The organism is Duncaniella muris (assembly GCF_003024805.1).
GTDB classification, from domain to species: domain Bacteria; phylum Bacteroidota; class Bacteroidia; order Bacteroidales; family Muribaculaceae; genus Duncaniella; species Duncaniella muris.
In genome coordinates this window covers 1-25595 of sequence record NZ_PUEC01000007.1, presented here as the reverse complement: position 1 = coordinate 25595, position 25595 = coordinate 1, and the positions used below count along the sequence as shown (strand labels likewise).

25 protein-coding genes and 1 pseudogene are annotated in these 25595 nt (G+C 47.0%); 12 read left to right on the top strand and 14 right to left on the bottom strand.

What is annotated here, in order from left to right:
- Window positions 1-2: 2 nt before the first annotated feature.
- The 5 genes from C5O23_RS04185 (at window position 3) to C5O23_RS04165 (ending at window position 8235) form a co-directional block, all read left to right on the top strand.
- Window positions 3-1802, top strand: a complete 1800-nt coding sequence (locus C5O23_RS04185; protein ID WP_107031709.1) for a hypothetical protein — start codon at window positions 3-5, stop codon at window positions 1800-1802.
- Between the two features lie 27 nt (window positions 1803-1829).
- Window positions 1830-4091: a MutS N-terminal domain-containing protein gene (locus C5O23_RS04180; protein ID WP_107031708.1), complete on the top strand. Its 2262-nt coding sequence runs from the start codon at window positions 1830-1832 to the stop codon at window positions 4089-4091.
- Window positions 4092-4103: 12 nt separating this feature from the next.
- On the top strand, window positions 4104-5660 hold the full coding sequence (locus C5O23_RS04175; RefSeq protein WP_107031707.1) for a glucosaminidase domain-containing protein: 1557 nt from the start codon (window positions 4104-4106) through the stop codon (window positions 5658-5660).
- Between the two features lie 272 nt (window positions 5661-5932).
- Window positions 5933-6541 carry a hypothetical protein gene (locus tag C5O23_RS04170; RefSeq protein WP_107031706.1) on the top strand — a complete coding sequence of 203 codons (609 nt, stop codon included), beginning with the start codon at window positions 5933-5935 and terminating at the stop codon, window positions 6539-6541.
- A 5-nt stretch (window positions 6542-6546) separates the two neighbouring features.
- A complete protein-coding gene (locus C5O23_RS04165; RefSeq protein ID WP_107031705.1) occupies window positions 6547-8235 on the top strand; it encodes a zincin-like metallopeptidase domain-containing protein in 1689 nt (562 codons plus the stop codon).
- Window positions 8236-8287: 52 nt separating this feature from the next.
- On the opposite strand, the pseudogene C5O23_RS04160 reads toward C5O23_RS04165, so the two are convergent.
- Window positions 8288-8503, bottom strand: a pseudogene (locus C5O23_RS04160) (hypothetical protein); the annotation flags it as partial.
- Between the two features lie 242 nt (window positions 8504-8745).
- Here C5O23_RS04160 and C5O23_RS04155 point away from each other — a divergent pair.
- The 5 genes from C5O23_RS04155 to C5O23_RS04135 all read left to right on the top strand — a co-directional run bounded on the left by C5O23_RS04155 (window position 8746) and on the right by C5O23_RS04135 (window position 12389).
- The gene (locus C5O23_RS04155; protein WP_107031777.1) at window positions 8746-9519 is read left to right on the top strand and encodes a class I SAM-dependent methyltransferase; all 774 of its coding nucleotides are present in this window, start codon (window positions 8746-8748) and stop codon (window positions 9517-9519) included.
- Window positions 9520-9672: 153 nt separating this feature from the next.
- On the top strand, window positions 9673-10035 hold the full coding sequence (locus tag C5O23_RS04150; protein WP_107031704.1) for a VOC family protein: 363 nt from the start codon (window positions 9673-9675) through the stop codon (window positions 10033-10035).
- Window positions 10036-10167: 132 nt separating this feature from the next.
- Entirely contained in the window at window positions 10168-10758 is a 591-nt protein-coding gene (locus C5O23_RS04145; RefSeq protein ID WP_107031703.1) for a TetR/AcrR family transcriptional regulator, read from the top strand.
- Window positions 10759-10881: 123 nt separating this feature from the next.
- Complete coding sequence (locus C5O23_RS04140) at window positions 10882-11730, top strand: ABC transporter ATP-binding protein (protein ID WP_107031702.1); 849 nt, start codon at window positions 10882-10884, stop codon at window positions 11728-11730.
- Entirely contained in the window at window positions 11727-12389 is a 663-nt protein-coding gene (locus C5O23_RS04135) for a fluoroquinolone export ABC transporter permease subunit (protein WP_107031701.1), read from the top strand. The genes C5O23_RS04140 and C5O23_RS04135 overlap by 4 nt, the downstream gene beginning before the upstream one ends.
- Before the next feature lie 301 nt (window positions 12390-12690).
- Here C5O23_RS04135 and C5O23_RS14280 read toward each other — a convergent pair whose 3' ends face one another.
- On the bottom strand, window positions 12691-12990 hold the full coding sequence (locus C5O23_RS14280) for a hypothetical protein (RefSeq protein WP_161553550.1): 300 nt from the start codon (window positions 12988-12990) through the stop codon (window positions 12691-12693).
- Between the two features lie 386 nt (window positions 12991-13376).
- On the opposite strand from C5O23_RS14280, the gene C5O23_RS04125 reads away from it, so the two are divergent.
- Window positions 13377-14663: an MATE family efflux transporter gene (locus C5O23_RS04125; protein ID WP_107031700.1), complete on the top strand. Its 1287-nt coding sequence runs from the start codon at window positions 13377-13379 to the stop codon at window positions 14661-14663.
- Between the two features lie 142 nt (window positions 14664-14805).
- Here the strand turns inward: C5O23_RS04125 and C5O23_RS04120 are convergent, their stop codons facing one another.
- From C5O23_RS04120 to C5O23_RS04060, 11 genes are all read right to left on the bottom strand, one after another.
- Window positions 14806-15180 (bottom strand): hypothetical protein, encoded by a 375-nt coding sequence (locus C5O23_RS04120; protein WP_107031699.1) that lies wholly within the window; start codon window positions 15178-15180, stop codon window positions 14806-14808.
- A 14-nt stretch (window positions 15181-15194) separates the two neighbouring features.
- Window positions 15195-15449, bottom strand: a complete 255-nt coding sequence (locus C5O23_RS04115; protein ID WP_107031698.1) for a hypothetical protein — start codon at window positions 15447-15449, stop codon at window positions 15195-15197.
- The gene (locus C5O23_RS04110) at window positions 15446-15922 is read right to left on the bottom strand and encodes a hypothetical protein (RefSeq protein WP_107031697.1); all 477 of its coding nucleotides are present in this window, start codon (window positions 15920-15922) and stop codon (window positions 15446-15448) included. Before C5O23_RS04110 ends, C5O23_RS04115 begins: the two co-directional genes overlap by 4 nt.
- Window positions 15923-16347: 425 nt before the next feature.
- Window positions 16348-16830, bottom strand: coding sequence for a hypothetical protein (locus C5O23_RS04100; RefSeq protein WP_107031776.1), 483 nt, complete (start codon window positions 16828-16830; stop codon window positions 16348-16350).
- A gap of 506 nt (window positions 16831-17336) precedes the next feature.
- On the bottom strand, window positions 17337-18737 hold the full coding sequence (locus C5O23_RS04095) for an OmpA family protein (RefSeq protein WP_107031696.1): 1401 nt from the start codon (window positions 18735-18737) through the stop codon (window positions 17337-17339).
- A 54-nt stretch (window positions 18738-18791) separates the two neighbouring features.
- Window positions 18792-20249 (bottom strand): MobV family relaxase, encoded by a 1458-nt coding sequence (mobV, locus tag C5O23_RS04090; RefSeq protein WP_107031695.1) that lies wholly within the window; start codon window positions 20247-20249, stop codon window positions 18792-18794.
- A gap of 218 nt (window positions 20250-20467) precedes the next feature.
- Window positions 20468-21313 carry a MarR family transcriptional regulator gene (locus C5O23_RS04080; RefSeq protein ID WP_107031775.1) on the bottom strand — a complete coding sequence of 282 codons (846 nt, stop codon included), beginning with the start codon at window positions 21311-21313 and terminating at the stop codon, window positions 20468-20470.
- On the bottom strand, window positions 21303-21893 hold the full coding sequence (locus tag C5O23_RS04075; RefSeq protein ID WP_107031693.1) for a hypothetical protein: 591 nt from the start codon (window positions 21891-21893) through the stop codon (window positions 21303-21305). Before C5O23_RS04075 ends, C5O23_RS04080 begins: the two co-directional genes overlap by 11 nt.
- Entirely contained in the window at window positions 21884-22285 is a 402-nt protein-coding gene (locus tag C5O23_RS04070; RefSeq protein WP_107031692.1) for a hypothetical protein, read from the bottom strand. The genes C5O23_RS04075 and C5O23_RS04070 overlap by 10 nt, the downstream gene beginning before the upstream one ends.
- Complete coding sequence (locus C5O23_RS04065; RefSeq protein WP_174955324.1) at window positions 22282-22728, bottom strand: hypothetical protein; 447 nt, start codon at window positions 22726-22728, stop codon at window positions 22282-22284. Before C5O23_RS04065 ends, C5O23_RS04070 begins: the two co-directional genes overlap by 4 nt.
- 27 nt (window positions 22729-22755) lie before the next feature.
- The gene (locus C5O23_RS04060; RefSeq protein ID WP_107031690.1) at window positions 22756-23805 is read right to left on the bottom strand and encodes a hypothetical protein; all 1050 of its coding nucleotides are present in this window, start codon (window positions 23803-23805) and stop codon (window positions 22756-22758) included.
- A gap of 239 nt (window positions 23806-24044) precedes the next feature.
- Here C5O23_RS04060 and C5O23_RS04050 point away from each other — a divergent pair, with 239 nt between their 5' ends.
- On the top strand, window positions 24045-24656 hold the full coding sequence (locus C5O23_RS04050; RefSeq protein ID WP_107031688.1) for a recombinase family protein: 612 nt from the start codon (window positions 24045-24047) through the stop codon (window positions 24654-24656).
- A gap of 432 nt (window positions 24657-25088) precedes the next feature.
- Here the strand turns inward: C5O23_RS04050 and C5O23_RS04045 are convergent, their stop codons facing one another.
- Entirely contained in the window at window positions 25089-25469 is a 381-nt protein-coding gene (locus tag C5O23_RS04045; RefSeq protein ID WP_005680031.1) for a single-stranded DNA-binding protein, read from the bottom strand.
- Window positions 25470-25595: the final 126 nt, after the last annotated feature.

The following is a 25595-nucleotide window of genomic DNA, read 5'->3' as shown; positions in this document are numbered from 1 at the left end:
ACATGGATGGAATCAGACATAGCCGGCAATTCGCGGAAATAGAACGTCTTGTGAGCGATTATTTCCATTGCCATCTCGCTCCCGTCATGTCGAAAACGCAGGCTTTCCTCACGAAGAAGCAGGGCGAGGAAATGAGGGAGTATTCCACCTCATTGGGCGGCATACTCAGCGCAATGGCGTCTGCGGCACAGCCGATGGGCGACCCGTACCAGGTACTCAAGGTTACGGGCGAATGGAACTCGAAGACGACGGAGGACTACATCGGAATGAGCAAGGCGGAGATTACCGGCTCCAAGGAGATACAGCAAGACCTCGCATACATGGCCGGGCAATGGCGCGATACCGTCGTGCGGGAAATCGGGCGTGAACGGTACAACGAACTGTCGGAACAATTGGGCGGTGACCTTGCCTACGCCTATATGGACTATCGGGTGGAGGAACTGATGATCGACCGGCTGGTCAAGGAGCGAATGCCGAAATCGTCAGCCGACTACATCATCCGCAAAGCCGCAGAATCAAGCCTGCTCGGACTTTCGCAGACCTTGAACCGCTCGCCGCTTGCTGAGGAAATCGAGGCACGGGGCGAAGCGGCCTACCGTCCGAAAGGATGGGAAAAAGGTGCGGGTCGGGTATTGGGCGCAACGGCGGATGCCGTCATGATGGGTGGCGCGGGTTCGTGGGCGACATTGGCAAAGTTTGTCGGGGCGGACGTGGCTATCTCGGCAGTCGCCTCACGCTTCGAGCCTGAAAAGTCGCCCAAGCTCTCTGTGGAGCAATGTATCAGCAAAGGAGTGTTCGGTAGCGAACGGAACGTGTTTACGGACTTCCGTAAGGAGGCTGCAACAGTACAGACGGGTGATAGTGCGCTTATTGTGGTGGCCAACGAGCAGTTGAAGAAAAAAACACCTGTGATGAACTTTAATTTTTTGGAGTGGATGCAGGCACCAAAGTTTACCCCTTTCCAAATGTCCGAAAAGCCCGGACACCCTGAAAAGAAAAATGAACGTGCCGAACGGTACAAGGATGTGCCGCTCATCGTCGCTCCCGGACAGGAAGAAGCCTATTTGAAGCATTTGGAGAAATATAAGAATGCAACGGCTATAAAATCCACAAAGGAATCAACACAGCCGGAAATGGAACAGAGGGAAAAAGTGGAGAAAGAGGAACGGCAGGTGGTTATTCCACATGAGGAAGAAAAGCAAGAGAGAGAGGCTGTGCAGACCAACACGAACGGATGGAGCGGATTGCTCGGTACATTGGGATTAGAGGGATTGGGCGATATCACGGGCAACCTCGGATATGTCATGGCCATGCTGCCCGACATCCTGCTGGGAGCTTTTACCGGCAAGACGCAATCGTTGCGCTTTGGGGACAACCTGTTGCCGATAGCGAGTATTGTGGCCGGTCTGTTCGTGCGTAACCCGCTGCTGAAGATGCTCCTTGTCGGTCTGGGCGGCGCGAACCAGCTGAACAAGGCTGGACACGAGGCGTTGGGGCGTCCCATGCCGTCCGCCGACGTGCATACGGAAAACCAGTACCGCCGTTATCCCGACGAACCGCTCAATTCCCGTATCGTAAACCCTGTACTGCAAGGCAGCACGCTCATCGCCACGATAGACCGTGTGCCTTGTACCATCCAGCTCACGCCGACCGTCGCGGAGGCTTACCGTGCAGGGGCATTGCCGCTGAACACGCTGGCGAACGCCGTGCTTGCCAAGAGCGACCAGTTACGCCATATCGCCTCGCAGAATTACGACGACGGACAGCGGGAGACGATTGTGCGCACACGGGGCATCCAATAAATCCATGAACAATAAAAGCATGATGATATGAAAGAAAAGTCGCAAATCGAAAAAAAAGCCGAAGAAAAGCAGACGGAACTGCTGTCTGCCGCACTGGGCGGGGCATCGAACGCCGGCGGCCATTGGCTCAACGTATCGGGCAAGGGATTTCCCCGGCTCTATCCGCAAGGGGTCTCGGCCAGCCCGTTCAATGCCCTCTTTATGGCCTTGCATTCGGACAATAACGGATGCAAGACCAACCTGTTCACGCTTTACAGTGAAACCAAGGCACGGGGTGCTGCGGTGCGGGAGCATGAGCAGGGCGTACCGTTCCTGTTCTATAACTGGAACAAGTATGTCAACCGGAACAACCCGAATGAAACCATCGACCGCACCGCCTATCTCCAATTGGACGAAGAGCATAAGGCACAGTTCAAGGGTGTCCATAACCGGGAGATCCGCACGCTTTTCAATATCGACCAGACGACGTTGCCCTACGTTGACAAGCCGGCTTACGAGGATGCGGTAAAGCAGGACGGCAATGTTCAGGAAAGAGGATATGCCGAGGCGGACAACCGCAGGTTGCGCACCCGGTTCAACGACTTTCTATTGAAGATGCGGGACAACCTCGTTCCCGTGCGTTCGGACGGTAGCGGAGTTCCTCATTACGAGACGGACAAAGATGCGGTCTATATGCCGCGTCAAAAGGATTTTGAGCATTACCACGATTATGTGCAGGAAGCCTTGCGGCAGATCGTGAGTGCCACAGGGCATCAACAGCGGCTTGCCCGTGAAGGCATGGTCATGAAGAATGGCGTGGCTCCGTCAGAGGATGCGGTAAAATATGAAAGGTTGGTAGTGGAACTGGCTTCGGGTATCAAGATGCTGGAATTGGGACTGCCCGCGCGTCTGTCCGATGCAAGCCTGAAGACGGTGGATTACTGGTGTCGGGAGTTCAAGGAAAACCCGTGTATGATGGACGCTCTCGAAAGCGACGTGAACAATGCGCTTGATGTTATCCGAAAAGCGGAACGGGGCGAGAAAATTGAGTACGCCACCCTGCGAAACAGACGGCAGACCACGACCATGCAGGAACAGATGCCCAAGCATTACTTTGTGGCGAATGAAATCCGCCAGCACCCGGACAAGGCGGCGAAAAGCATCGTCCTCGTCATAGACCGGGAGGCAAAATCGGCAGATGTCATTTTGCCGGCAGGAGCTTCGACCGAGACGAACAACGAGATTCCCGGCATGAACAAGGGACGTATCGAACGGGCATTGCAGAAAGAGGGTATCGAGCAGGTGCGTTTCTATAATACTGACGGTGCATTGGGCTACAGACCCGATGACAGCTATTTCAATGAAAAAATGGTGACACTGGCCCGGTTAAGGAACTACACGTTGGAAAAGCTCTCCACGTTGGACGTGTCGGAGGCGGTCAGACGGGCGAATGAGGTCGGGTTCGATGCCGTGCAGATGATTCAAGACGACAAGAACCGTTGGGCACTCTATATCAAGCCGGAAAACAAGGAGGGGTACAGCGTCTATCCCGATAAGGAGGATGTGAACCGTTTTTTCTCCACGCTCAAGCAGGCGATGGACAACATTGACAAGGTACGGATGGAGCTGGCGCACAAGTATTATGCACTGGCGGAGGTCAAGCCCGACCTGAAAGTGGATTTGTTCGGCAGCGATACACCGGAGATTGACCTGAACCGTATTCAGCGTGTTGCCATCTTCAAGACCAGGCAGGATGGAATCCAGTGTGTGGCAACCATCGACGGACAAAAGCTGCAGCCCCGCAGCGTCACTCCACAGCAGTGGCAACGGATGTGGGTGGCGGAAGACCGGGACGGCTACAAGCGGCATTTGGCGGCTACGCTGTTTGCCGATGTGCTGCAAAAGGGACAATCCGTCGGGGAACAGAAAACGGAAGAGCAGGTACGGCAACAGAATGAGACGGTGGCGGAAAATCGGTCGGAAGAGACGAATGATGAAAACGTGTCTCCGAAACGGCAGTTTTGGGACAACCTCAAGGAAAAGCATCCCGACGCCCTGTATCTGATTCGTGCAGGAGAAGTGTACCGGCTTTATAATGAGGATGCGGCAAAGGGAGCAAAAATACTGGGAATTACGGTCAAGGAATATCCGGAACATGGATTTTCGACTTTCGCAGAGTTCCCAAGGACGCAACTGGACAGCTATCTGCCCAAACTTGTCCGTGCCGGTGAGCGTGTCGCCATCAGTGAGATAGAGCTACAGGATAAACGGCAGGACGAGCAGGAAACACATAGGGGTATTCATAGATAAGGAGTGACGATTATGAGCAAGAATCAGGAATATGCACTGCAATACGCGGATTATGCGATGGCACAGATGCGCAGGTATGGCATTCCGGCTTCCGTCACATTGGCGCAAGGCATACTGGAAAGCAGCAACGGACAGAGCCGTCTGGCGAGGAACGAGAACAACCATTTCGGCATCAAGGCGACACCCTCGTGGATTGCCGGAGGCGGCAAATACGGAATCTACACCGATGATAAGCCGAATGAAAAGTTCTGCAGCTATGACAGCGTGGGTGATTCATACGAGCATCATTCCCGCTTTTTGAAGGAGAACAGCCGCTATGCCGGTTGTTTCAAACTCTCCCCGGACGATTACAAGGGCTGGGCACAAAGCATTGAGAAAGCCGGTTACGCCACAGGCGGCAAGTATGCCGAGAACCTGCAGAAAATCATTGAGCAGAACGGCTTGCAGAAGTATGACAGACAGGTGATGCAGGAGATGGCGGCACAAGGCCGGCAGTTCGGGGTGGAACACAATCCGCTCCAGACTTCCGAGAGTGCGGAACATGGAACGGGGTATTCGTTCCCGGTGGAACGGGAGGAATTTCTGTTCATTACCTCTCCGTTCGGAACACGGCAAGACCCGTTGGACAGCACAAAGCAACAGATGCACAAGGGCGTGGATATCCGTTGCAAAGCCGACGCGGTACTGGCTACGGAGAGCGGCGGCAAGGTCGTGGCGGTAAACCAGAACAAGAATACACCCGGCGGCAAGTCGCTGACGGTGGAATATGCCCGGACGGACGGCAGCAAGGTACAATGTACCTATATGCACCTCAAGGAGATTTCCGTCAAGGTCGGCGATACGGTACAGGCAGGCGGACGGCTTGGCACATCGGGCAATACGGGGACACGGACGACCGGGGAACATCTGCATTTCGGTGTGAAGAATATCTATGCCGACGGGACGAAACGGGATATAGACCCTGCGGCGTATCTGGCTGAAATCGCACAGAAAGGACATATCAAATTGCAAATGCTGCACAACGGAAATGACCTGCTCGTCAAATACAAGGCGGCGGAAGATACCGTGCCTGAAAAGAACCTTTCGCCAGACGGATGGATGAAAAAACTCCTTTCGTCGGAGGACAGCGGTGTGGGAATGTCGGGATGCAACGACCTGATTGTGGAGATGGCGATGACTGCTTTCGCCTCCCTTATGCTTTTAGCCACACAGATTGACAACCGGGAGGAAGAGGAACAGAAGGCAGCCATATCCGCCGCGATGGATCTTCGTACCATCGACCTGAAGCCGTTGTTGCCGAATATGAAGAACTGCGACCTGACTATCGGCGAGAACGGCAAGGCCATTCTGAAAGCGGACAACGGGGAACTGCGTGTCTCACGGGAGCTGACCGCCTCCGAGTTGAACCGGTTGTCTGCCACATTGAACAACGGCACACTCACGGAAGAGGCCAAGCGGATGCGTGTAACCGGTATACTGAATACGGTTATCCTGTCGGAAGCGGCCTCACAGAATTTCGAGCAGGGGATGTCCCGACAACAGGGACAAACGGAAAACCTGCGAAGATAAAGGCATGGCGATATGATAAAATGCGTGATGATACAGCTATGCAAGTGTCTGGCGGGAGTTTCCCTCCTTGCGTTGCACGTCCGGTTCTGCTACCTGCTGTTGGGGTGGATCGGGACGCTCGTTGTCGTGGGCGTGCAATTAGCCATCGCCGGATGGATGGTCTGGGCGATGATACGCGCACCCGACTGACCGCACCCTACAACAGTTCAACATCAATCAACCCATGTATCACTTGTCCGGATGATCCATGTATCATTAAAGACAAAAAACAGATGATTAAATGTAATGTTACGGTATGCGGCGTTATCGGCCGCGATGCGTCGGTTCGCAATAACAAAGAAGAGAAAGAATTTCTGGTGTTTCCGCTCCGGGTACAGATTCCGGCGACGGGTGGCGGGCACACTATCGAGGTGGATGTCCGCAAGGAGGGCTGTCAGGAGGAAGCCGCCGGTTATCGGAACGGCTCCCGTGTAGAAGTGAGGGGTACGATGTATCTCAAACGCCGGGGCGACAAGCTATATTTCAACCTGTTCGCCGATGAAATCTGCAATGCCGCTACGGATGATGCGGATTGCGTCAAGGGCGAGCTGGTGTTTCGTGGTAAGGTCGGCCAGAACATCGAGGAAAAAAGGGATAAGAAAGACCAGCCTTATACGGTGTTCTCGGCGTTTAGCGCAGAGAAGGTCGATGACGGCTTCGAGTACCAGCGGGTGCGCTTCTTCTGTTTCGGTAAGGAGCGCGAAGCGTGGTTGCAGCCAGGTGTAAAGGTGGATGCCAAAGGTGAAATGAACCTGTCGGCACACAACGGGAAAATCAACCTTTCCTGCAAGGTGGAGGAACTGACGCAATATGTGGCGGATTCGTCTAACTATAATCAATAAGGGTTATGGCCGGTTACAGAAAGAAGAATGCCGACGGACCGAACAGCGAGGACAAGGCTCTTGACCTGTTCGCCGAAATGATGATCGAGAAAATCGAGGGCATTCAAAAGGACTGGAAAAAGCCTTGGTTTACGGAGGGTACGCTACAGTGGCCCCGCAACCTTCACGGGCGCGAGTACAACGGGATGAATGCTTTTATGCTGCTTTTGCACTGCGAGAAAGAAGGGTACAAGATTCCCCGTTTCTGCACGTTCGATTGTGTTCAGAAGCTCAATAAGCCCGGAAAGGATGGAGAGGAACTGCCGCGTGTCTCCGTGCTTCGTGGTGAAAAATCCTTTCCGGTCATGCTCACCACGTTCACTTGTATCCATAAGGAGACTAAGGAGAAAATCAAGTATGACGATTACAAGAAACTCTCCGATGACGAAAAGGAACAATACAATGTCTATCCGAAGATGCAGGTGTTCCGGGTCTTCAATGTCGCGCAGACTAACTTGCAGGAAGCGAGACCGGAGCTGTGGCAAAAACTGGAGCGAGAAAATTCGCGTCCGGCAATCGAGGAGGGCGAGCATTTCAGTTTTGCCCCAGTCGATACGATGATAAGGGATAACCTGTGGATTTGTCCGATTACGCCGAAATATCAGAATGACGCCTACTATTCCATCACGAAGAACGAAATCATCGTACCCGAAAAGGAGCAGTTCAAATCGGGAGAATCGTTCTACGGGACACTGTTCCACGAGATGACGCACTCCACCGGAGCGGAAAACGTACTTGACAGGTTCAAGCCGACTACTTTCGGTTCTCCTGAATATGCCCGTGAGGAACTGGTGGCAGAGTTAGGCAGCGCACTGGTCGCACAGCGTTACGGCATGACCAAGCATATCAAGGAGGACAGTTGCGCGTATCTTAAAGGTTGGCTTGATGAGCTGAAGGAATCGCCACAGTTCATCAAGACAACGCTTCTGGACGTGAAAAGGGCAACCTCGATGATTACCCAGAAGGTGGATAAGATAGCGCAAGAACTGGAACAAAATGTCGGCGAGAAGCAGGAAAACGGAGCGGCAGCAAAGGAGAAGACATTTTATTCTTCTGTTGCGTATCTCCAATTTTCGGATGACACGAGGCAGCTTGACGAACTTCGGGAGAAAGGCGATTACGAGGGATTGCTGACGCTTGCCAAGGAGTATTACGACGGCAATGGCATCAACGAACAGCATACTTATTTATCGGCCACGAACAACAAGGGTGACAGCCTTATTGCCGAGGATGAGAATTTCGCTGTCGTGTACAACGGGAGTGTCGGGGGAACCTACGAGGTGATGTTGAAATTCACGGAGCAGGAAATCCGAGACCATATCCGGCGTTACGGTGTCGATATTGCCGGAGAGACGATAAAAGAGGTTGCCAGGGAGATGGCGGTGGAACAGTTCTCCGCTTTGGCGCATCAAAAGATTCCGGCCTTCGAGATGCCGAACGGTGACGTGCTGTATGTCGAATATAACAAGGAATCCGATACGCTTGATGTCGGGCAGGCTACGAATGCCGGTCTTGTTGCGCAGCACCGTTTTCCTTACGACCACAATGTCGGGCTTGATGCCAACCTGCAAGCCGTGAACGGGAAGCTGAACGAACTGGAAGAGTATCGGGCAGAGCTACAAGAGGCAGAATACGGCGGCGGTATGCACCGGTAAGGATGGAAAGGAAAGATGCGGAGCAAAACCTGTTCCGCATCTTTTTTCTTGTTCATTCCTCTAACAAGGTGTCTATCATGGACTGCAAATTCTCCATGTTGCAATATTGGTTATATCCCCCTCTGTAGTCTTTTGCGTCTTGGGCTGTGCGAATCAGGAATGAATCGAGTTCAATTCTTACGCCGCTATCCATTCGGGCTAACGTGGAAGAGTGGCTGATGTAAACGAACTTGCCGTTGCGCTCGATGAAACATGAGGTATCATAATGACTAAATTCAAAACTGAATTTGCATGGCATAAAATAATTCACTACCTTTGCTCGCATGAAGAAAACAAACCAATCGGATATTGTGTTGTAAGCAATCTGCATTTTTAATGTAGATTGCTTTTTATGTTTACTCTCGGATAATTCTTTTCGGGAGCTATTCTCGTATGCTTATATTATAATTTTAATCTGTGTATAGGTAAGGTATCATCATATTTTCCCTGTACGCAATATATACAATGAAAATGAATAACGATAACAACACAATTTACGGTTTCGATGTAAATTTAATTTGTGAATTTTTTCTTAATACTAAAAGGCAAGGTCCGGGAAGTCCTGATGTTACATTAAAGGCTTTAAGTTTCATTGATAATCTGAGCGATACTGCGCAAATTGCAGACATTGGTTGTGGAACGGGAGGTCAAACTATGGTTTTGGCACAAAATGTATCAGGAACTATTACAGGACTTGATTTCTTTTCAGGGTGTATTGATAAGTTCAATCATGATGCCTTAAAACTGAATTTGCAAAACAGAGTGAAGGGGATTGTTGGCTCAATGGACAATCTACCTTTTGAAAAAGAATCTTTAGACTTGATATGGTCGGAAGGTGCTATTTATAATATCGGCTTTGAAAGAGGTATAAATGAATGGCGTAATTATTTGAAACCTGATGGGTATATTGCTGTTTCGGAAAGTTCATGGTTTACAGAAGAGCGTCCGGCTGAAATACACGATTTTTGGATGCAGGAGTATCAAGAGATAGATACAATTCCTGTTAAAGTCGCACAACTGCAGAAGGCTGGCTATCTCCCAGTCGCTTCATTTGTATTGCCGGAAAAATGCTGGACGGAACATTACTATCAGCCTTTGATTGAGGCCCGTAAACTAATGCTGGAAAAATATCCCCATAATGAAACCGTAAAGAAACTCATAGAGTTTCAACATCTTGAAGAAGCATTATACAATAAGTATAAAGGTTTCTATGGTTATGTATTTTATATCGGAAAGAAAATCTAAAACTTTCACTGTCAGTGAAAGTTAAAAACAAGGAGGGTGCAACAACGTGTGAAGTTGCACCCTCTAAAATGTCCCCTTCGTTCTATCCAGTTCCTTATGCCAATCGTAATTTTGCACTGTCTTAGCGCAGGACAAAATAGCAACTAAAAGAACGTGAAAAATTTAATCGCATTCTTTGAAATTCCCGTTACCTACTTCTACCAATCAGTAAATTTCTATCAAACAATCTTAGGAGTTGAACTTATGGTAACCGAATATAATAACGAGAAAATGGCTTGTTTCGTGCAGGACGGACAAACGGTAGGTGCTATATCTTATGCACCGAACTTCAAACCCTCAGAGCATGGTGTATTAATTCACTTTAACTGTGAAGACATTGATAGGTCAATCCGGCAAGTAATGAAGCAAGGTGGTAGCATAGTTATTCCCAAGACTAAAATTCAAGCCGAGGAGAAAGGGTATTTTGTCGTATTTGCTGACCCTGCGGGCAATCACATTGGACTTTACACCGACTAATTTGTGTCGAAAGATATAACCGCAAGTTGATATGAAGTAACTTTCCGGGAAAAATAAACCAATATTTCTTTGTCAATTCAAAAATAACGCGTATGTTTGCAGTGACCAATAATGATTAAATAGTCACACAATATGGCAAAAGCATTTGATGACAACGAAAGAAAGCTTATAAAGGATAAACTCAAAGAAGGAGCTTTGTTATTTATCCAACAACAAGGGGTACGCAAAACTTCTGTAGATGAACTTGTTAAATATGCCAATATTTCTAAAGGGGCATTTTATCTGTTCTATACATCAAAAGAACTTCTTTTTTTCGATACAATAATAGACTATCATAAGAAACTGGAAAAAGAATTTCTGAATGCCATAAATAAGCATACCGATAATATTACGGTTGATACATTGACAGATATTATATCTGACTTGCTAATCAACAACAAGCCATACTTTGTATCTGCCTTTGCGAATTGTGACGTGGAATATCTAAGCAGAAAACTCCCTCAAGAAGTACTTTCAAAACACGTAGATGATGATGTCATGTTGGCAAACGAACTACTGAAATTTATTCCAGAAAATAAATCAATTGACGCAAAGGTATTTGCTGGGGCTTTAAGAGCCGCATTCTTGACTATTCTAAACGAGAAAACAATCGGAACAGATATTTACAATAAGGTTTTCAAGTTTATGGTTAGGGGGATAGTACAGCAACTATTTAAAGACTAATCCAGCACGACAAGATTATATAATATCAACTGACTATGTGCAAATATGCCACATAGCGATGTTTTGAATCTACGATATGACTGTATAGGCAGATTTAGTCATATAATACAAAATTGAAAAATTATGATTACAGTAAAAAACTTATCGTTTAGTTATTCTCAACTACCATTTATTGAGAATATGAATTTTCAAGTAAGAAGCGGAGAAATCTTTGGCTTCTTAGGGCCTTCTGGAGCAGGGAAAAGCACTCTTCAAAAAATATTAATAGGTATGCTCCCTAAATATAAGGGGAGTGTTTCTATTAATGAACATGAAATTAGAAATAGACCAGACCATTTCTATGAGAGTATTGGTGTCGATTTTGAATTTCCAAGTTTTTATGAGAAATTCACTGCATTGGAGAACTTAAAATTCTTTGGTTCTTTATATGATTGTAAGCTGATTCCTGCCGAACAATTATTAGAAATGGTCGGACTATCACAACATGCCAACAAGAAAGTGGCAGGTTTTTCCAAAGGTATGAAATCCAGATTAAACTTTGCCCGGTCAATCATTCATCAGCCCAAAGTGTTATTTTTGGATGAGCCAACATCAGGTTTAGACCCCTCAAACTCCCAAGTGATGAAAAACATTATTCGTGAGCTTAAAAATAAAGGAGTGACAATTATTCTGACTACTCACAATATGCACGATGCAACCGAACTTTGTGACCGTGTGGCATTTATTGTCGATGGCAACATTAAAGCTATGGACACTCCTCATAATCTTATCATGTCAAGGCGTTATAATGAAGTGACATATTCATATTTGGAGAATCAACAAGAATTGAATACTACAATCGCACTTGATAAAATAAGTACAGACAAAAAGCTGCAATCTCTGATTCAAGCTAATGCCTTGTTATCAATACATAGCAATGAGCCGACATTAGACCATATATTCTCAGAAATAACAGGGAGGAAATTACTATGAAACTTAAAGGTTTAATACTTGGCGATATTCGGCAGCAATACAAATATGGTTTTTATGCCCTATACACGCTATTTACATTGGTGTATATTACAGTATTGCGCATTCTTCCTATGCCGTGGAAGGAACTATGCACAACTGCACTTATATTTTCAGACCCCGTACTGATTGGATTAATGTTTATGGGAGCAATCATATTATTCGAGAAAAGCGAAAAAGTAATGCAGGCATTAGCTGTTTCGCCTATATCGGTACACGCATACATTTTGTCAAAGGTAATTTCTATCGGGCTGATTTCTTTGCTAAGTGGAGTGCTAATCGCATTATTCTCTGGCATGGAACATTCTTACATACACCTTGTTACTGGAATTATGTTAGGTTCAGCATTATTTACACTGGTTGGAATATCACTTTCCGCTTTCATTTCAACCATGAATAATTTTATGCTGATTATGGTTCCCACTTTGATAATATCCGTAGCTCCCATATCAATTTATACAATGGGCTATAAGTCGGGAGTTATGCTATTACACCCGAGTATAAGCCTTATAGAACTTATGGCTGGAAATATCAGTATCATGTCTCTAATGGCAATAATCATTTGGTGCATTGCGATGTATATTTTTTCTTGTCTGTCAGTAAAAAAAATGATGACGATATAATTATGAATCAGAATATTATTTCCTTCAAAATGTTCATCAGAAACATATTCTCAGACGGTATGTTATCTGCAATAATATGTATTCCGTTGCTATTAGCGGCAATATACAGGTTTGTTTTCCCCTTGATTGTACAGCATTATCCGATGCTAAAGGATTTCAGTCTATATTATCCGATATTGGATTTATTCCTTGCAATTATGTGTCCTTACATGATTTGTTTCGCTTCGGTCTTGGTGGTATTGGATGAAACGGACATGAAAATCAACAGGTATATCACAATCACCCCACTTGGGAAGAAGGGTTATCTTATATCAAGATTGATTATTCCTGTTTTATTTGCAGCCATTGTTTCTTTCGTGCTGCTTTCTTTCTGTTCCGTATCAGATATGTCATTATGGACTACATTTATCATATCCATATTGGCTACAATACTAAGCGTTGTGGCTGCTATGATTATTTTAGCATACGCGGGGAATAAAGTGGAAGGTATGGCACTTGCCAAAGTATCTGCTTTGGTTATGGTGGGATTAATCATACCTTTTGTGATTACAGATAGTACCCAATATGTATTTTCATTTCTCCCTTCTTTTTGGATAGCCAAGTTTCTGATAAGTAACAACTATTGGTTTATTCTGCCAGCTATCTTTCTTTCCGGGGGGCTGATTTGCATATTATATAATAGGTATAGCACAAAAATATAGTTTCTCCTAAAACTGCTAATTGATAGTTTACAGATACAAATTCAGGGAAAAACGCTATCTTTGCAGCTCTAACAGAAAAAGAATAGTTGTTCAACAATATGAAATGGCAGTTGTGCATATAGCTACGCCGGGCGAATAGCACCCTCAATTAACGCTATTCAGCAATAGACAGGCTTATCGTTTAAGTTTGTCTATTACTGCCTTGTCATTATCCCTAATTGTAAATCTACAAGATTGTTGTGCTGTTCAAGCGGCATGGCTTATTGTATCATATTGGTTTGAACAAATGGATTATACCTATAAGAAAATTTGGCTCATCGCTTTTCCTGTAATGATGAGCATCCTTATTGAACAACTGATAAATATTACCGATGCCTTGTTCTTGGGGCATGTGGGTGATGTGGAACTGGGCGCATCCGCCATTGCCGGAATATGGTTCTTGGCGATTTATATGCTCGGCTTCGGGTTCAGTTTGGGGTTGCAAGTGGTAATTGCCCGCCGTAACGGGGAACAGCAGTATTCGGAAACGGGGAAGACTTTCTTTCAAGGCTTTTCTTTCCTGTTGTCGCTGGCGGTGGCTCTTTGCCTGTTGTCCCAAATTCTTTCTCCTGTCCTTTTGAAACATCTGATTGCTTCGGATGCTGTCTATAACGCTGTTATCCGTTATTTGGACGGACGTATTTGGGGACTGTTTTTCTCTTTCCCGTTTCTTGCCTTACGCTCGTTTTTGGTAGGCATCACGCAGACAAAAGCCCTGAACATGGCGGCTTTTACTGCCGTGCTGGTAAATATCCCTATGAACTGGATTCTGATATTCGGTTTCGGTATGGGCATATCGGGGGCGGCTATCGCATCGTCATTGGCAGAACTGTGTTCGTTAATCGTCCTGACAGCCTATGTGTTTCGACACATCAACAGACATCTGTATGGCTTACATTGGAGTATGGATATGACGGTACTGAAAGAAATCCTTTCTATCTCGGTATGGAGCATGTTGCAATTCTTTATGAGTGTAGCCATTTGGTTTCTGTTCTTCTTGGCTATCGAACGTTTGGGGGAAATGGAGCTGGCGGTGTCGAATATCGTCAGAAGCGTTTCCGCCTTGTTCTCCGTCATTGTTAATGCCCTATCGGGTGTCACCAGTTCGTTGGTCAGCAATCTGATTGGTGCGGGTGAAAAGAAAAATGTTTTTCCACTTTGTCGCCGGGTTATCCGTTTGGGGTATGCGGCAGGCGTTCCGCTGATAGCCCTTGCCTTGCTCTTTCACCAGCCCATTATCGGGGCTTACACGGACAATCCGACAATCGTACAAGTAGCGTGGCTACCTTTCGCAGTCATGCTATTGAATTACTTCTTTGCCCTGCCCGGCTATGTCTATCTGAATGCCGTAACCGGGACGGGAGCGACACGGACGGTCTTCATATTTCAAGTGACAACTACGATTGCCTACCTGTCCTGTTTATGGGGACTAAGCCGTTGGAGTGTTCCACTGGCGGCTTATTGGTCGGTAGAATACTTATATGCCATACTGCTTGGAATACAAGCTATTATTTATCTGAAATATAAACGATAGCGGCAATGGGAAGCTGAACGAACAGGAAGAGTATCGGGCAGAACTACAAGAGGTAGAATACGGCAGCGGTATGCGCCGGTAAGGATGGAAAGAAAAAGATGCGGAACCTTACGGCTCCGCATCTTTTCTTGTTTTCAATTTTTTATTCTTTCAGTAAATCATCCATCATGGACTGCAAATTTGCCATGTCACAATATTGGTTATATCCTCCTCTGTAGTCTTTTGCGTGTTGGGCAGTCCGTATCAGAAACGAATCGAGTTCAATTCTTACGCCGCTGCCAATTCGTGAAAGACCGGAAGAGTGGCTGATGTAAACGAACTTGCCGTTGCGCTCAATGAAGCAGGAGGTGTCATAATGCCCTTTTGAATTGGAAGCCACCTTTGCGCCAACGGCTGCGGCATATTTGGAAATCTCACGCACCAATGCTGTCTGGAAACTGCGATACTCTTTTGAAACATAGCCTCCTGCATCTGCAAGGATAGCGTTCTGCCATTTGGTATAAAAATTCTGTGCCATATTGATATTTATTATTATTCGTTCCGCAAATAACTTTTCCACTTCTCGCCGTCAATGGTCAGTTTGCCCATTTCCCAATCGTATTCCACTTCCGGTATATTGGTATAAGGGAAATGAACGGTGTAACCTATCTGTCCGTAAGAGCAATGCAGAGGGGTAACGCAAATCTCCCAACCGAAGTAAGATTGCGGTGTGCAGTATTTTCGCCAGTTGAAACGACCTGTGGCAATATTGCCACCAAGTCGTTTGAGTATGCCGTTTGTTGTCATTCCGTACCTCCTTTGCTTAGGATGGTAAGCTGTCCGGGACGGTCTGGAAACCAATAGGCATCACTGTCGATATATACGCATCTACCGCCATTCCAAGGCTTTCTGAAAGCTAATACTTCTTTGGGGCCAAACACCACCCCGTAGTCGTTTGTAAACGCCACCATATCGCCTACAGCCAAATCATTGTCTGTTGCCATGACTTCGGAAAGACGGTTGAAAAACTCCATGCCCTCAGCCTCACGCTCTTTTTTCCAGCGCAAAAATTCCTCTTTGTGGCTTCTTGATGAGCCAATAGGTGATAGTTCCGATGCCAAAACTTCAATCTCTGAAGAACCTGTTGCGATTAAAATAATACTGTCGCTATCCACTTTTTCGGGGGTGGAAATGATTTTACATTCTCGTTCTGAATTTTCATTGTCAGAAGTATTCCAATAAAGGAGGTTACCTTGCTTGATGAAATCGTACTTGCTCATTGTCTTTTGATTTAGTGATTTTTTTATTCCCCTTTTCTTGAAGTCTTCTGACTTCGCCCAAAAGGATTGTTTTTATGTGCGTTCCAAACGGGGGATACAAGAACGACGGACAAGGAACCTGCGATGAAATTTTATGAAATACCGTTATCTTCGATTACGGAAAGTTGTCGTCAAATTTCATTTCAGGTAGCGATAGCGGTACTTGAACCATGTTCATCCACCGTACCTTTGCACACGAAAACAGACCTGCGGCGTATGTCGGGGCTGTGAAGGGATTATACCCTTAAAACAGGAATATACCGGCAGTGAAACTGGTGGCAGAAGCTCTGCAGAGCATATTTATAAAAGTAACCGGTGAGCCTGTGCAAAAAAGAGAGTAACCACCCGCCTCAAAAGCGGATGGTTGCCAATGTTTCGGACAAACATCAGAAGTGGTAATCAACAACTCCTCCGATGTAGAGTATCGTTCCTGGTTCAAGCCTACAAACAAACTCCATAAACGCAAAGGACTGTTCGGCAAAAGACTGGCAGCCGTCGCCATCCAAATAGAAATGATAGGCGACATCCAACGGATTTTCCACTGCCTGTTTGAGATAATAGGTCGAACCCCATTCCAACATATTATCTGCCGTAAGAGCATCCGCTCTCTTTTTGATATTGGCGACATACTCCTCTTTCCATTGCTCTATTCCACCATTATAGCGCATGGTGTCATCGGATATAAGCTCGAACATTCCTTTGGGTAAGGCATAATTGACCAAATTGGCAATATCCTCTTTACGGTTTTCCTCGTCTATTTCTGAACAATAGTCATAGAAGCTCCCGTCTCCTTGCTGAAGTGTGTCCTCATTCAGATAGTTCTCTTTGTCTATCGGCTCCGTTGAAATTTGAAAAATCCTGCTGTGCATAGTTGTCATTTTTAATTTGTTAAACTTTTTATTTCCCTTTTCTTGAAGCTCTTTCGGCTTCTCGTCGGGGAATGATTTTTATGCAGGACTGACAGCGGGAAAAAGGACGGATAAGGCAAGTAAACAGTGTACGGGATGGAACGGAATACCCAACCACCGAAAGTAAGGGCAAAACTCGGCTCGACCGGCTTTGCCCTGCTACGAGACGGGGGCTGAAAGTCCATCTTTGATTTGCGGAAGGCTGCCGTAATATCCGGGAACCGTTAGCGAAAGCGGTACTTGACGACCGGACACACGCTGTACCTTTGCATATAAAATCTCTCCGAAGAGGATGCCCGATGCGCAATAAGTGAATTACCCGGACAGGGAGTATTTAAGGGACTAAAAGAGGGAAAACAGAGGAACAGCCATGTCCAATATCAAAAAAAGTCTCTCCGCTTCACAGCGGGGAGACTTCATCAGTTAAACACAAATGCAGTTATAACAAAAAGGCTCTATTTCACATCTTATAAAAACAATTCTACTTTCGTATGCCTGTTGGCTTCGACCGGCACATGGTCGGCTATGCCGCCCCTGCTTACCTTGACGATGCGTTCGATCGGTATGCCACGCTTCTCCAATTCTGCAACGATATGATCCGCTCTCGATGTACTTAATGAACCATTAAGCACGGGAGTTCCAGTCGAACTGTCGGCCGCGCCGGTCACTTTCACGGATAATCCGTATTTCTTGGCCACGCGAGCCAGTTCATCAAGGTTAAGCATTTGGGAAGCATCCGTCAGGTGCGCCGTGTTGAGATTGAAAAAGAAATAGACAGGCGACCCGATGCAATTTCCGGCTTGTATGAGTTCCGTCCTTTCAGAGACGATTATGCCCGGTTTTTCGGAATCATCTCCGTTGTTGCCATATACAATATTTACAGAATCAAGTGGCGAGATTCCATCCCAATGCCGGTTTTTCAATCTTGCCCGAAGTGAGTTCAATCCGCTGTAATTATTTCTGGGATAACCTTGACGGCGGTCGGTCTCATCGTCATTAACCAGATGACCGTACTTGTCAAGCAAGCCTTCTATTTCCAGAATTTTCTTCAATTCTGCGAGCGTCCGTCGGTTGCGGTCGTACCAGTCTTTATAACGCTTGTTTTCTCCGGACAAGACATTGGCATAATCCACGAGCCACTCATTCTGACGAATGTAAGGTGTTGCATCAACCGCGCGTTTCCAACCGACCTTTCCGAGATGAAACGTGAAACCGGCGGTCAGCGATACCATGTGGTCGCCGAGGCGGTTCGGGCGTCCGTAACCATCGAAGTCCTGAAAGGTGGTCGTACCGGAGAGTTCCAACATGGCACTTACTCGTTTGGAAATCCGATATTCTCCCTGTACGCCATACGAAACAGCAAAGGGATTATTCCCGTTAGAGGCATTGTGCAACAGGCCGACACCGGCAAAGGGAGCAAGATTCCAGCGTACCTGTTCTTGCCGGGCATATCTGCGGCCAAGGACATTCCACAGCAGATCCGCATGGATATGATGGTAGTCCTGATTGGACAATGTGCCATCTTTGAACTGCACACCGCTGTAATTGATACGTGCGCCGACGGACGGAGTGAACCATTTTCCGACTGCGAAACTGTACGAGGGTTTCAAGCGTCCGAAGAGGTCTTCGCAGCCGAGAGGTGTGCCGAGAAAGGCGGACGTACCCCCGGTAATGCTGACAAACCAGTTGCCAGTCCGAGTTGCCGGAAGTACCACTCCATCAAGATAGACGGGCTGTATCGGTTGTAGTTTCTCCGAGACATCATAGTACGGTGTATGTTGTACAGTATCCACCTGTATGGGTCGTACACTTGCCTGTGCCTGCAACATGCAAAGCACGGCCAATATAAAAAAGATTTGTTTCGTCATATTCCAATGATATTATTCGTTATACTTTTTGATTTGTAGTAAGGCGTATGCCACTTACCGTTTAGGTTTTTTGCCAATGGCCGGACGCATCATGCGGCTCGCCATCCTCATGCAGCGGAGTGCCCATGCACGGTTGTCCTCGTCCTCGTCGCGCCCCCATTTCAGGTCGCTGCCGCCACCTCCGCCGCCACGAGTTTCGGCAAAAGTGGTGGCATCATCGACCATACCAAGAAACAGCATCGTCGCGCAGTGCATCACGTCCGTACCTTGTTCCGCTATGGACTGGACGAGCGAGCCGTCGAACAGTTGCCGTTCCGCCACGTCCATTTGTGCCGATACGTTCCTATACTCGCCGACCACATTTTCCAGCAGGACATCCTTGAGCAACGTGTCCACTTTGGAATGTACATCATGGGAGTATTTGTAGGCTTCCTCCTTGAGTTCCCCGGTACGTTCCTTAATGGCATCCATGTTCTCTTTCAGCTCGGCAAGCTGCCGGTCAGCCGTCTGTAACTTCTCCTGCTTGTCTGCCAGTTGCCTGTTGATTCCGGCCAGCTCTTTTTCCAGACTTTTCACTTGTGCGGCTAATTGTTCAGCATCACCCTTGTTCGCTTTCAAATCCTGTTCGGCTGCCGATAGCAGGACCTCTTTTTCGGCTTTCGACTTCTCAAGGTTATCGACCATTGTCGTAAGCCCCTTGACCCTGCGCTCTGCCAGACGGATGTCCGATTGGAGGTCAGCCAGAACTTTTTGATGACGGCTGATATTTTCCTCGATGGTCGTACATTCTTCCGATAGCATACGGCGGTATTCTTCGGTAGTCCTGTGCCGTGCGCCTGTTTCGGATATGCTTGTTCCTCTCGACATTCCCCACCTTGTATTGACTTCAGCGAAAAAGTCGGTATGAAGCTGTTTCATCCTTGCGCTGTATTCAAACTTGTCCTTTCCGGCGAATATTTCCTTGTACGCAAAGCGGCCGTCTTTGATTGGCAACAAAGTACAATGCACATGAGGGTTCAATTCATCAAGGTGTACGATGAATGCGGCGATGTTTTGCTCGCCATATTTGCCACTCACGAATGAATAGACATCTTTCGCCCAGCGTTCAATATCGCTCATTCTTTTGATACGGGTATTGTCCGCACCTTCATCAAAATCCACGTTCTGCGTGCCGAACGCGAGTTCGTGCATCCGCTTACGGGAACCGCCGAAAATGAAGTTCACCACCGTGCGGTACTTCGGTTCTGCCAGTCCTTCGTTGGGGTCTTTAATCCCGCGCCTGTTCAATATGTCCGCCATCCGTTCGGGAATGTTGCGGCTCGTGTCGATGGGACGTACCTTGCCTCCGGGTGCAATCTCGAAGTTCAGGTGTTTGCGTGTGGGGTCGTAATTCCCCTTATTCATAGCGTACTTTTCCGCCCTTTCACTGCGATCGCGCAAATGTTCGTTGCTCTGGGCTGCGGTGATACCTTTCGACACCTTCACATCAAGTACCTGTTTTTGATCTGCCATACTCTTTTCGTGTTGTTTCGGACAATCCCTCCTGTCCCAGCTTGCTGCTTGCCCGGACAGCCTCCCGACGGTCGATAGACGGTCGGGGTATTAGGCTCCCCCTTCCCTTTGTTTCGTGGCAGACGGGCAAGCCCGTGTGCCTCCTATAACCGGCAGGATAACCGTTAAGGGATGGAGGTGGATTGTTCGCGTTATACAATCTGTTTTCGACTCCCGGTTCAATCCACCATCGCCTGTGCCTTCGCCAGAAGCGATAAAAAGGGTTTGCGAAGCGATTTGAGGCGTTCTTGGTCTTCGTCCATGTCGAAGTCCGTCACTGATGCCTCGGTGTCGAGAATCAGCCCGGCGAGGTCTTTGGCGGACTCAATGAAAGCAGCCCATTCTTCACCGAGGTCAAACCGGAAGAAATCCACAAGCGGCGAACTGTCATCGAATCTCGACTTGTGCAGGATTTTTTGCAGGGCGGCGTGGGCGATGCAGCACAAGGCTGTTTCACGATGCTCCATGACCAAAGTGCCGGAATGTGCGGAGGTCGTGATGGAATGGGTGTCCGAACAGTGTCCGGCGTCACGGTCGGCAATTTCAGTCTTTGCCAGACTTACGAGTTGTTCACATATTACGCCAGTTTCGGCAGCGGTCGTTTTGCCGATTACCCAATCGGACAATACCTCACGGAGCTGTCCGGCAAAGTCCGGCTGCTCCTGTGCATTGCGGGGCTGTGCTGCCTGACCGGATTGTACGGTCATGGTAATGACCACGCTTTTGGGAAGCTGGATGCGGGTCAGCAAGCCGAATGCCTCCATTGCACTCAAAAAAGAACGGACGGTAGCCCTGTGCCAATGCCACTCCGATGCGAGGGCGGATACGGTCAGGTGGCACTGGTTGGGTTGCAGCACGTAGTCCTTCTTTCTTAAAAACGGAGAAACGAAACCTGCCAGTGATTTGTCCAACAGGTCACAGTACGCTTCGGTGCGTGTTCTGCGTTCATCCCCTTTCTCCTTGAGATATTCGAATACCTCCCTGTCTGCCAATATGGAAACAGGTATCTTTTGGTTATTTTTCATTTTCATTCGGTTTTAATGATTCATATTGTGCGGATATATTAGTGTTGCCGCTGTCCGCTTCATGCGGCAGATTTGCGTGATGATTGTCGTGATAGGATTCTGACAACATTCCGGGATGCTTTGCCCATCCGGAAAGTGTGCCCGTATCCTTGCATTCGGACATGACCCGAACGGAGGGATAGAACAGGGCTGCCAGAAGAAGATAGGCAATGGTTATCGCCAAGGTGTACAGATGCGGCACAAAGTCGATGACCAGTGCGACCGATGCGAGTGTGACAAATGCACGGGGGCGGTCAAGCAACCTGCGTAACCAGTTGTCCGTCCGTCGGAACGAGAACATTGCGGTACAGACACCGGTAGAGAGTAGGATTCCAAACTCACCCATATGTCCACAGGCATATACATAATGGAAAAGAAGCAGGCATATCAGCCATACTTGCACATACAGTTTACGGGCGTTGCCGCTTCGTGCCATTGCCATGTAAAAGGTTGTCATGAACCGCTTGTTGTTCTTGTACAATGATATTGATACCCCGAAAGGTATCGCACAGAAAATGAGTAGCAGGATATTCAGTAACATAAGTAATAGGGTTTTTCGGGTATAGGAGTGGGACGCACAATGAGTTCCAACTGGACAATGCCGTATGTCGCCAGCCGGATAAGGGTTTCGGCATCCTTGGGCGAAAAGTACATGGCCGCTTTCTTGATGCGCTGCTTGAATGTACTGTCTTGCTTTCGGTAGATGGCCAAAGCCTTGTCCAGTTCGTGTTCGGGAATAGTCCATGTCATACCCTCGGCGTGTATGCCGTTCGTCTTGAAGGCACGCAGTACCAATGTACGGGAAACGAGGTAGTCGGTGCGGTCGGTTCTTGAGATGATATGCTCCTTGTAGAGATTGTCATCGGCAACCTCTATCCACGTCCGGTAGGTGTTGATGCAATAGACCATCTGTCGGTATAAAGTTTCTCTCATATGAAATTCATCAGCACGTCGGACTTGTCTTTCTTGTATTTCAGGAACCCGCTTTTGGAGTGAAGTTCCAAATCGAGGCATAGGTCCCCGTACATCTGCTCCAAAGAATCATAGATGGTAACAAGGATGCTGTTTACATTGCCCTCGGCATCCGTCTTGGCGTTCATCTTGAACATCTGTCCGAAAGCGGGATTCGAGTATGCACAAGTGCTATGACCGAATTTTTCCGTCCGCATCGGGATATGGTGGTAAAGCGTGATCAACTCCATGTCGTCCTCGAACATATCCATTACTTCGTCCAGTTCGTAAGGGGTGCGCAACGGAAATGTAAGCAGCACATAGTCGCCGTAGAACAGCGGTTCTTCCATCGTCGTCACATCGAGCAACTGCGGAAGTTGCAGGGGGACGAATGCCATGAAGTCATTATAAAAATGTCGTAACATATTCATATATTTTTCTGTTGTTATATTTTACAGCGTGTGTATGAATGCTTCCATCAGCATTCCGGGCAACTCGTCCAAGCGGTTGTCTCCGGGGTGCAGCATCCTGCCCAACTCTCTGAAAGCGTCGGGTGTCTGCAAGGCAAGCATATCGAGTTGCTCTCTTTCTTCGGCTGAAAGCAACGCCAGGCAGAAACCGTCCAACGACGAATAAGGCTGGAGAAGCATCCAGATGTAGGCTTGCGCCTGTGCCGGTGTCTTGACTTTTTTATTGCAGATGTCGTCGATACAAGTTCGGACATTCTGAATCAGCCTGCGGTTGGTGCGCATGGCCAAATAAATCATGGCATTGCGATAGGTGATGTCGTTCCGTTCGGCGGCAAGAAATACCTGTGCGCAGCATCGTTCCGTGTCATGCGTGATGTCGGAAAGATTCTCGCCGTCGAAATCAGGCAGACGTGAAAGGAATGCCCGGTACACAGCATCCTCCTTTTCGATAAAGGTCGTCAGGTCTGCCATACAATGAATACCGTAATCAATCGTTTCAGCAAGGGTAGCTTGATAAGTGGCAAGAATATGTTGTCGGTTTCTCTGACTGACGGGCTGGTTATCCAATGAGGCAAAGAACGGCCGAATTGTTTCAGCCACACGATGCAACTCTTTGTCTTCAAGATGCGGCGAGATTTGTTCTTTTACCCACAGTATATCCTTATAAGTGCGTGTCTGAGACAGCACCATCCGCGAAAATTCCATGCGGATGGAATCATGTATCTGTTCACACTCTTCTTTTACAGTGGAATGAAGCCGGCCAAGCGTATCACATTCGAGATACAGGAATACGGAATCCCTCAATGTTTGCCATTGCTTGAGGTGTCCGGTCAATTCTTTAATGGAGAGTCTTTTCTGCCTGCGTATGTCAGACAGGTATTCCCTGTATGTTCCGGCAGGGTCATTCTTGGCTTTCGCCAATCGTTTGCCATTGCCGTTGTCGCATGATGCGCATAGGAATATGGCAATCGAAACGGCAATTATTCTGGCAAAGATTATCGGCTGTTTTAAGTTCGATTTTAATGTTTTCATACTATATCATTTCGTACTATTTAGTGCAAAACTATATATTATTTTTGATACTTCGCATCCGAAAAACCGTATTTTGTGCATTTTTTTAATATCGTACTTAATAGTATGATTACCAATGAAAACAAGTGAAGATAAAAACACGAAAAATGTACGAATTTCGTTTTTTAATATAGTATGATTCATATACTCGAATAAAACTTGTATATTTGCACTTGTTATCATGAATATTGTATATTGATATGGCAAAAGTCGGTTATATATTCGAGGCTAATTCCTACGATGCGTTTGATGCGGATAAGGAATGGATGCGCCAGTATGGGTGTGTACAAGTGGTTGAAGAATCGGTCGGACACGAGACGCTCAGACCGAGATGGAAACAACTGATGTCGAATCTTGAAAGGGGAGACGAATTGGTGGTGTCAAAATTCAGTAATGCTGTCCGGGGACTGCGGGAACTGGCGGCATTAATCGAGCTATGCCGCATCAAGGTCGTGCGTATTATCTCCATTCACGATAAAATTGACACCGACAACAAATTGTTTCCGGACACGACACCGGCGGAAGTATTGTCCATGTTCGGGGCATTACCGGAGGAAGTGGCTGTTTTGCGGAAGTCGTCAGATAAGATTATACGCCTGCAGCAGAGTATCAGTATTCCGATTACCAAAAAAAGTATGAGTAAAACTGAACGGGACAAAAAAATCGTGGATATGTATAACAATGGGCATTCAATCCGTGATATTTGGAAAGAGAGCGGTGTCCGGAGTAAAAGCACCGTGTACAGCATTCTCAATAAATATAAGGTTCAGCTTAACCGAACACCGGGACGCGTGCCGGGCATCCGGAAATAGAACTTATAAATCAAATATGGATATTGAAAATCAGTAGATTACTTGCTTAATTCATTATTTTTTCGTATCTTTAAGTTGGATATAACTATAAAAAGTAAGACCTATGGGAGATATTATAATTTTATTGCTGGTGTTTTTGGTAGTGGGCAGGCTCTTGAGGGGCGTCTTCGGCGGATTCAGTAAAAGCAGCTTTCGGGATGACAAATAAGTTTGGATTGTTATAACAAGCGGATATTTGTTAATTTTGCACCGTATTCATTAAACCCAAGAACAATATGACAAAACAACATCCCTGCATTCAAACCTGCCAAAGCATTTCTGAATGCGGTAAAAGAGAACAAGTAGAGTATAAAAGTACAGATGGTGCAACAACACCGTAATGAGTAAAACAAAAGCGACCCGAAGGCCGCTTTTGTCGTGATAAGGCAAGGATTATTTCTTGCCTTTTTTCGCTGGTTTGGCCGGCTTTTCAGGAGTTTCCTCCTTCTCGACGGGTGGATAGAACTTGACGGCGACCATCACGATACGGTTGTGTTTCACACCGCTTTGGTCGCTCCATTCTTCGGGCTTGAAATACCCCTCGACGGTCAGCATCGTACCCTTGGTCAGTTGGTCGAACGACCCGGTGTTCTCGTTTTTACGCCACGCCTCAAAATTCATAAAGGCGGAAACGCGTTTGGATTCCTCGCCATTATTCTCCAGTCGGCTTACTGCCAGAGGGAAACGTGCTACACTTGCGTTGGTGAACTGACGGATTTCTGCATCCTTTCCTACGAAACCGGTTACTACGAAATTGTTTTCAATCTTTTTCATAAGTAGATGTTGAAAATTAGTTTATATCAATTTTTTTGCGTATCTTTGTGTAAACACATAAAGACACATCGCTATCGCAAAAATCAAAGTTATACAACTGACAGACCAACAACGTCTGCAATTAGA

Excerpts from the sequence above, each read along its gene's own strand:
- C5O23_RS04070 (WP_107031692.1), bottom strand. The coding sequence starts at position 22,285 with ATGAGAGAAACTTTATACCGACAGATGGTCTATTGCATCAACACCTAC.
- C5O23_RS04165 (WP_107031705.1), top strand. The coding sequence starts at position 6,547 with ATGGCCGGTTACAGAAAGAAGAATGCCGACGGACCGAACAGCGAGGAC.
- C5O23_RS04135 (WP_107031701.1), top strand. The coding sequence starts at position 11,727 with ATGAAACTTAAAGGTTTAATACTTGGCGATATTCGGCAGCAATACAAA.
- C5O23_RS04180 (WP_107031708.1), top strand. The coding sequence starts at position 1,830 with ATGAAAGAAAAGTCGCAAATCGAAAAAAAAGCCGAAGAAAAGCAGACG.
- C5O23_RS04145 (WP_107031703.1), top strand. The coding sequence starts at position 10,168 with ATGGCAAAAGCATTTGATGACAACGAAAGAAAGCTTATAAAGGATAAA.
- C5O23_RS04140 (WP_107031702.1), top strand. The coding sequence starts at position 10,882 with ATGATTACAGTAAAAAACTTATCGTTTAGTTATTCTCAACTACCATTT.
- C5O23_RS04095 (WP_107031696.1), bottom strand. The coding sequence starts at position 18,737 with ATGACGAAACAAATCTTTTTTATATTGGCCGTGCTTTGCATGTTGCAG.
- C5O23_RS04120 (WP_107031699.1), bottom strand. The coding sequence starts at position 15,180 with ATGGCACAGAATTTTTATACCAAATGGCAGAACGCTATCCTTGCAGAT.
- C5O23_RS04050 (WP_107031688.1), top strand. The coding sequence starts at position 24,045 with ATGGCAAAAGTCGGTTATATATTCGAGGCTAATTCCTACGATGCGTTT.
- C5O23_RS04060 (WP_107031690.1), bottom strand. The coding sequence starts at position 23,805 with ATGAAAACATTAAAATCGAACTTAAAACAGCCGATAATCTTTGCCAGA.
- C5O23_RS04045 (WP_005680031.1), bottom strand. The coding sequence starts at position 25,469 with ATGAAAAAGATTGAAAACAATTTCGTAGTAACCGGTTTCGTAGGAAAG.
- C5O23_RS04125 (WP_107031700.1), top strand. The coding sequence starts at position 13,377 with ATGGATTATACCTATAAGAAAATTTGGCTCATCGCTTTTCCTGTAATG.
- C5O23_RS04155 (WP_107031777.1), top strand. The coding sequence starts at position 8,746 with ATGAATAACGATAACAACACAATTTACGGTTTCGATGTAAATTTAATT.
- C5O23_RS04175 (WP_107031707.1), top strand. The coding sequence starts at position 4,104 with ATGAGCAAGAATCAGGAATATGCACTGCAATACGCGGATTATGCGATG.
- C5O23_RS04100 (WP_107031776.1), bottom strand. The coding sequence starts at position 16,830 with ATGCACAGCAGGATTTTTCAAATTTCAACGGAGCCGATAGACAAAGAG.
- C5O23_RS04075 (WP_107031693.1), bottom strand. The coding sequence starts at position 21,893 with ATGTTACTGAATATCCTGCTACTCATTTTCTGTGCGATACCTTTCGGG.
- C5O23_RS04110 (WP_107031697.1), bottom strand. The coding sequence starts at position 15,922 with ATGAGCAAGTACGATTTCATCAAGCAAGGTAACCTCCTTTATTGGAAT.
- C5O23_RS04170 (WP_107031706.1), top strand. The coding sequence starts at position 5,933 with ATGATTAAATGTAATGTTACGGTATGCGGCGTTATCGGCCGCGATGCG.
- mobV (WP_107031695.1), bottom strand. The coding sequence starts at position 20,249 with ATGGCAGATCAAAAACAGGTACTTGATGTGAAGGTGTCGAAAGGTATC.
- C5O23_RS04080 (WP_107031775.1), bottom strand. The coding sequence starts at position 21,313 with ATGAAAAATAACCAAAAGATACCTGTTTCCATATTGGCAGACAGGGAG.
- C5O23_RS04115 (WP_107031698.1), bottom strand. The coding sequence starts at position 15,449 with ATGACAACAAACGGCATACTCAAACGACTTGGTGGCAATATTGCCACA.
- C5O23_RS04065 (WP_174955324.1), bottom strand. The coding sequence starts at position 22,728 with ATGTTACGACATTTTTATAATGACTTCATGGCATTCGTCCCCCTGCAA.
- C5O23_RS04185 (WP_107031709.1), top strand. The coding sequence starts at position 3 with ATGGATGGAATCAGACATAGCCGGCAATTCGCGGAAATAGAACGTCTT.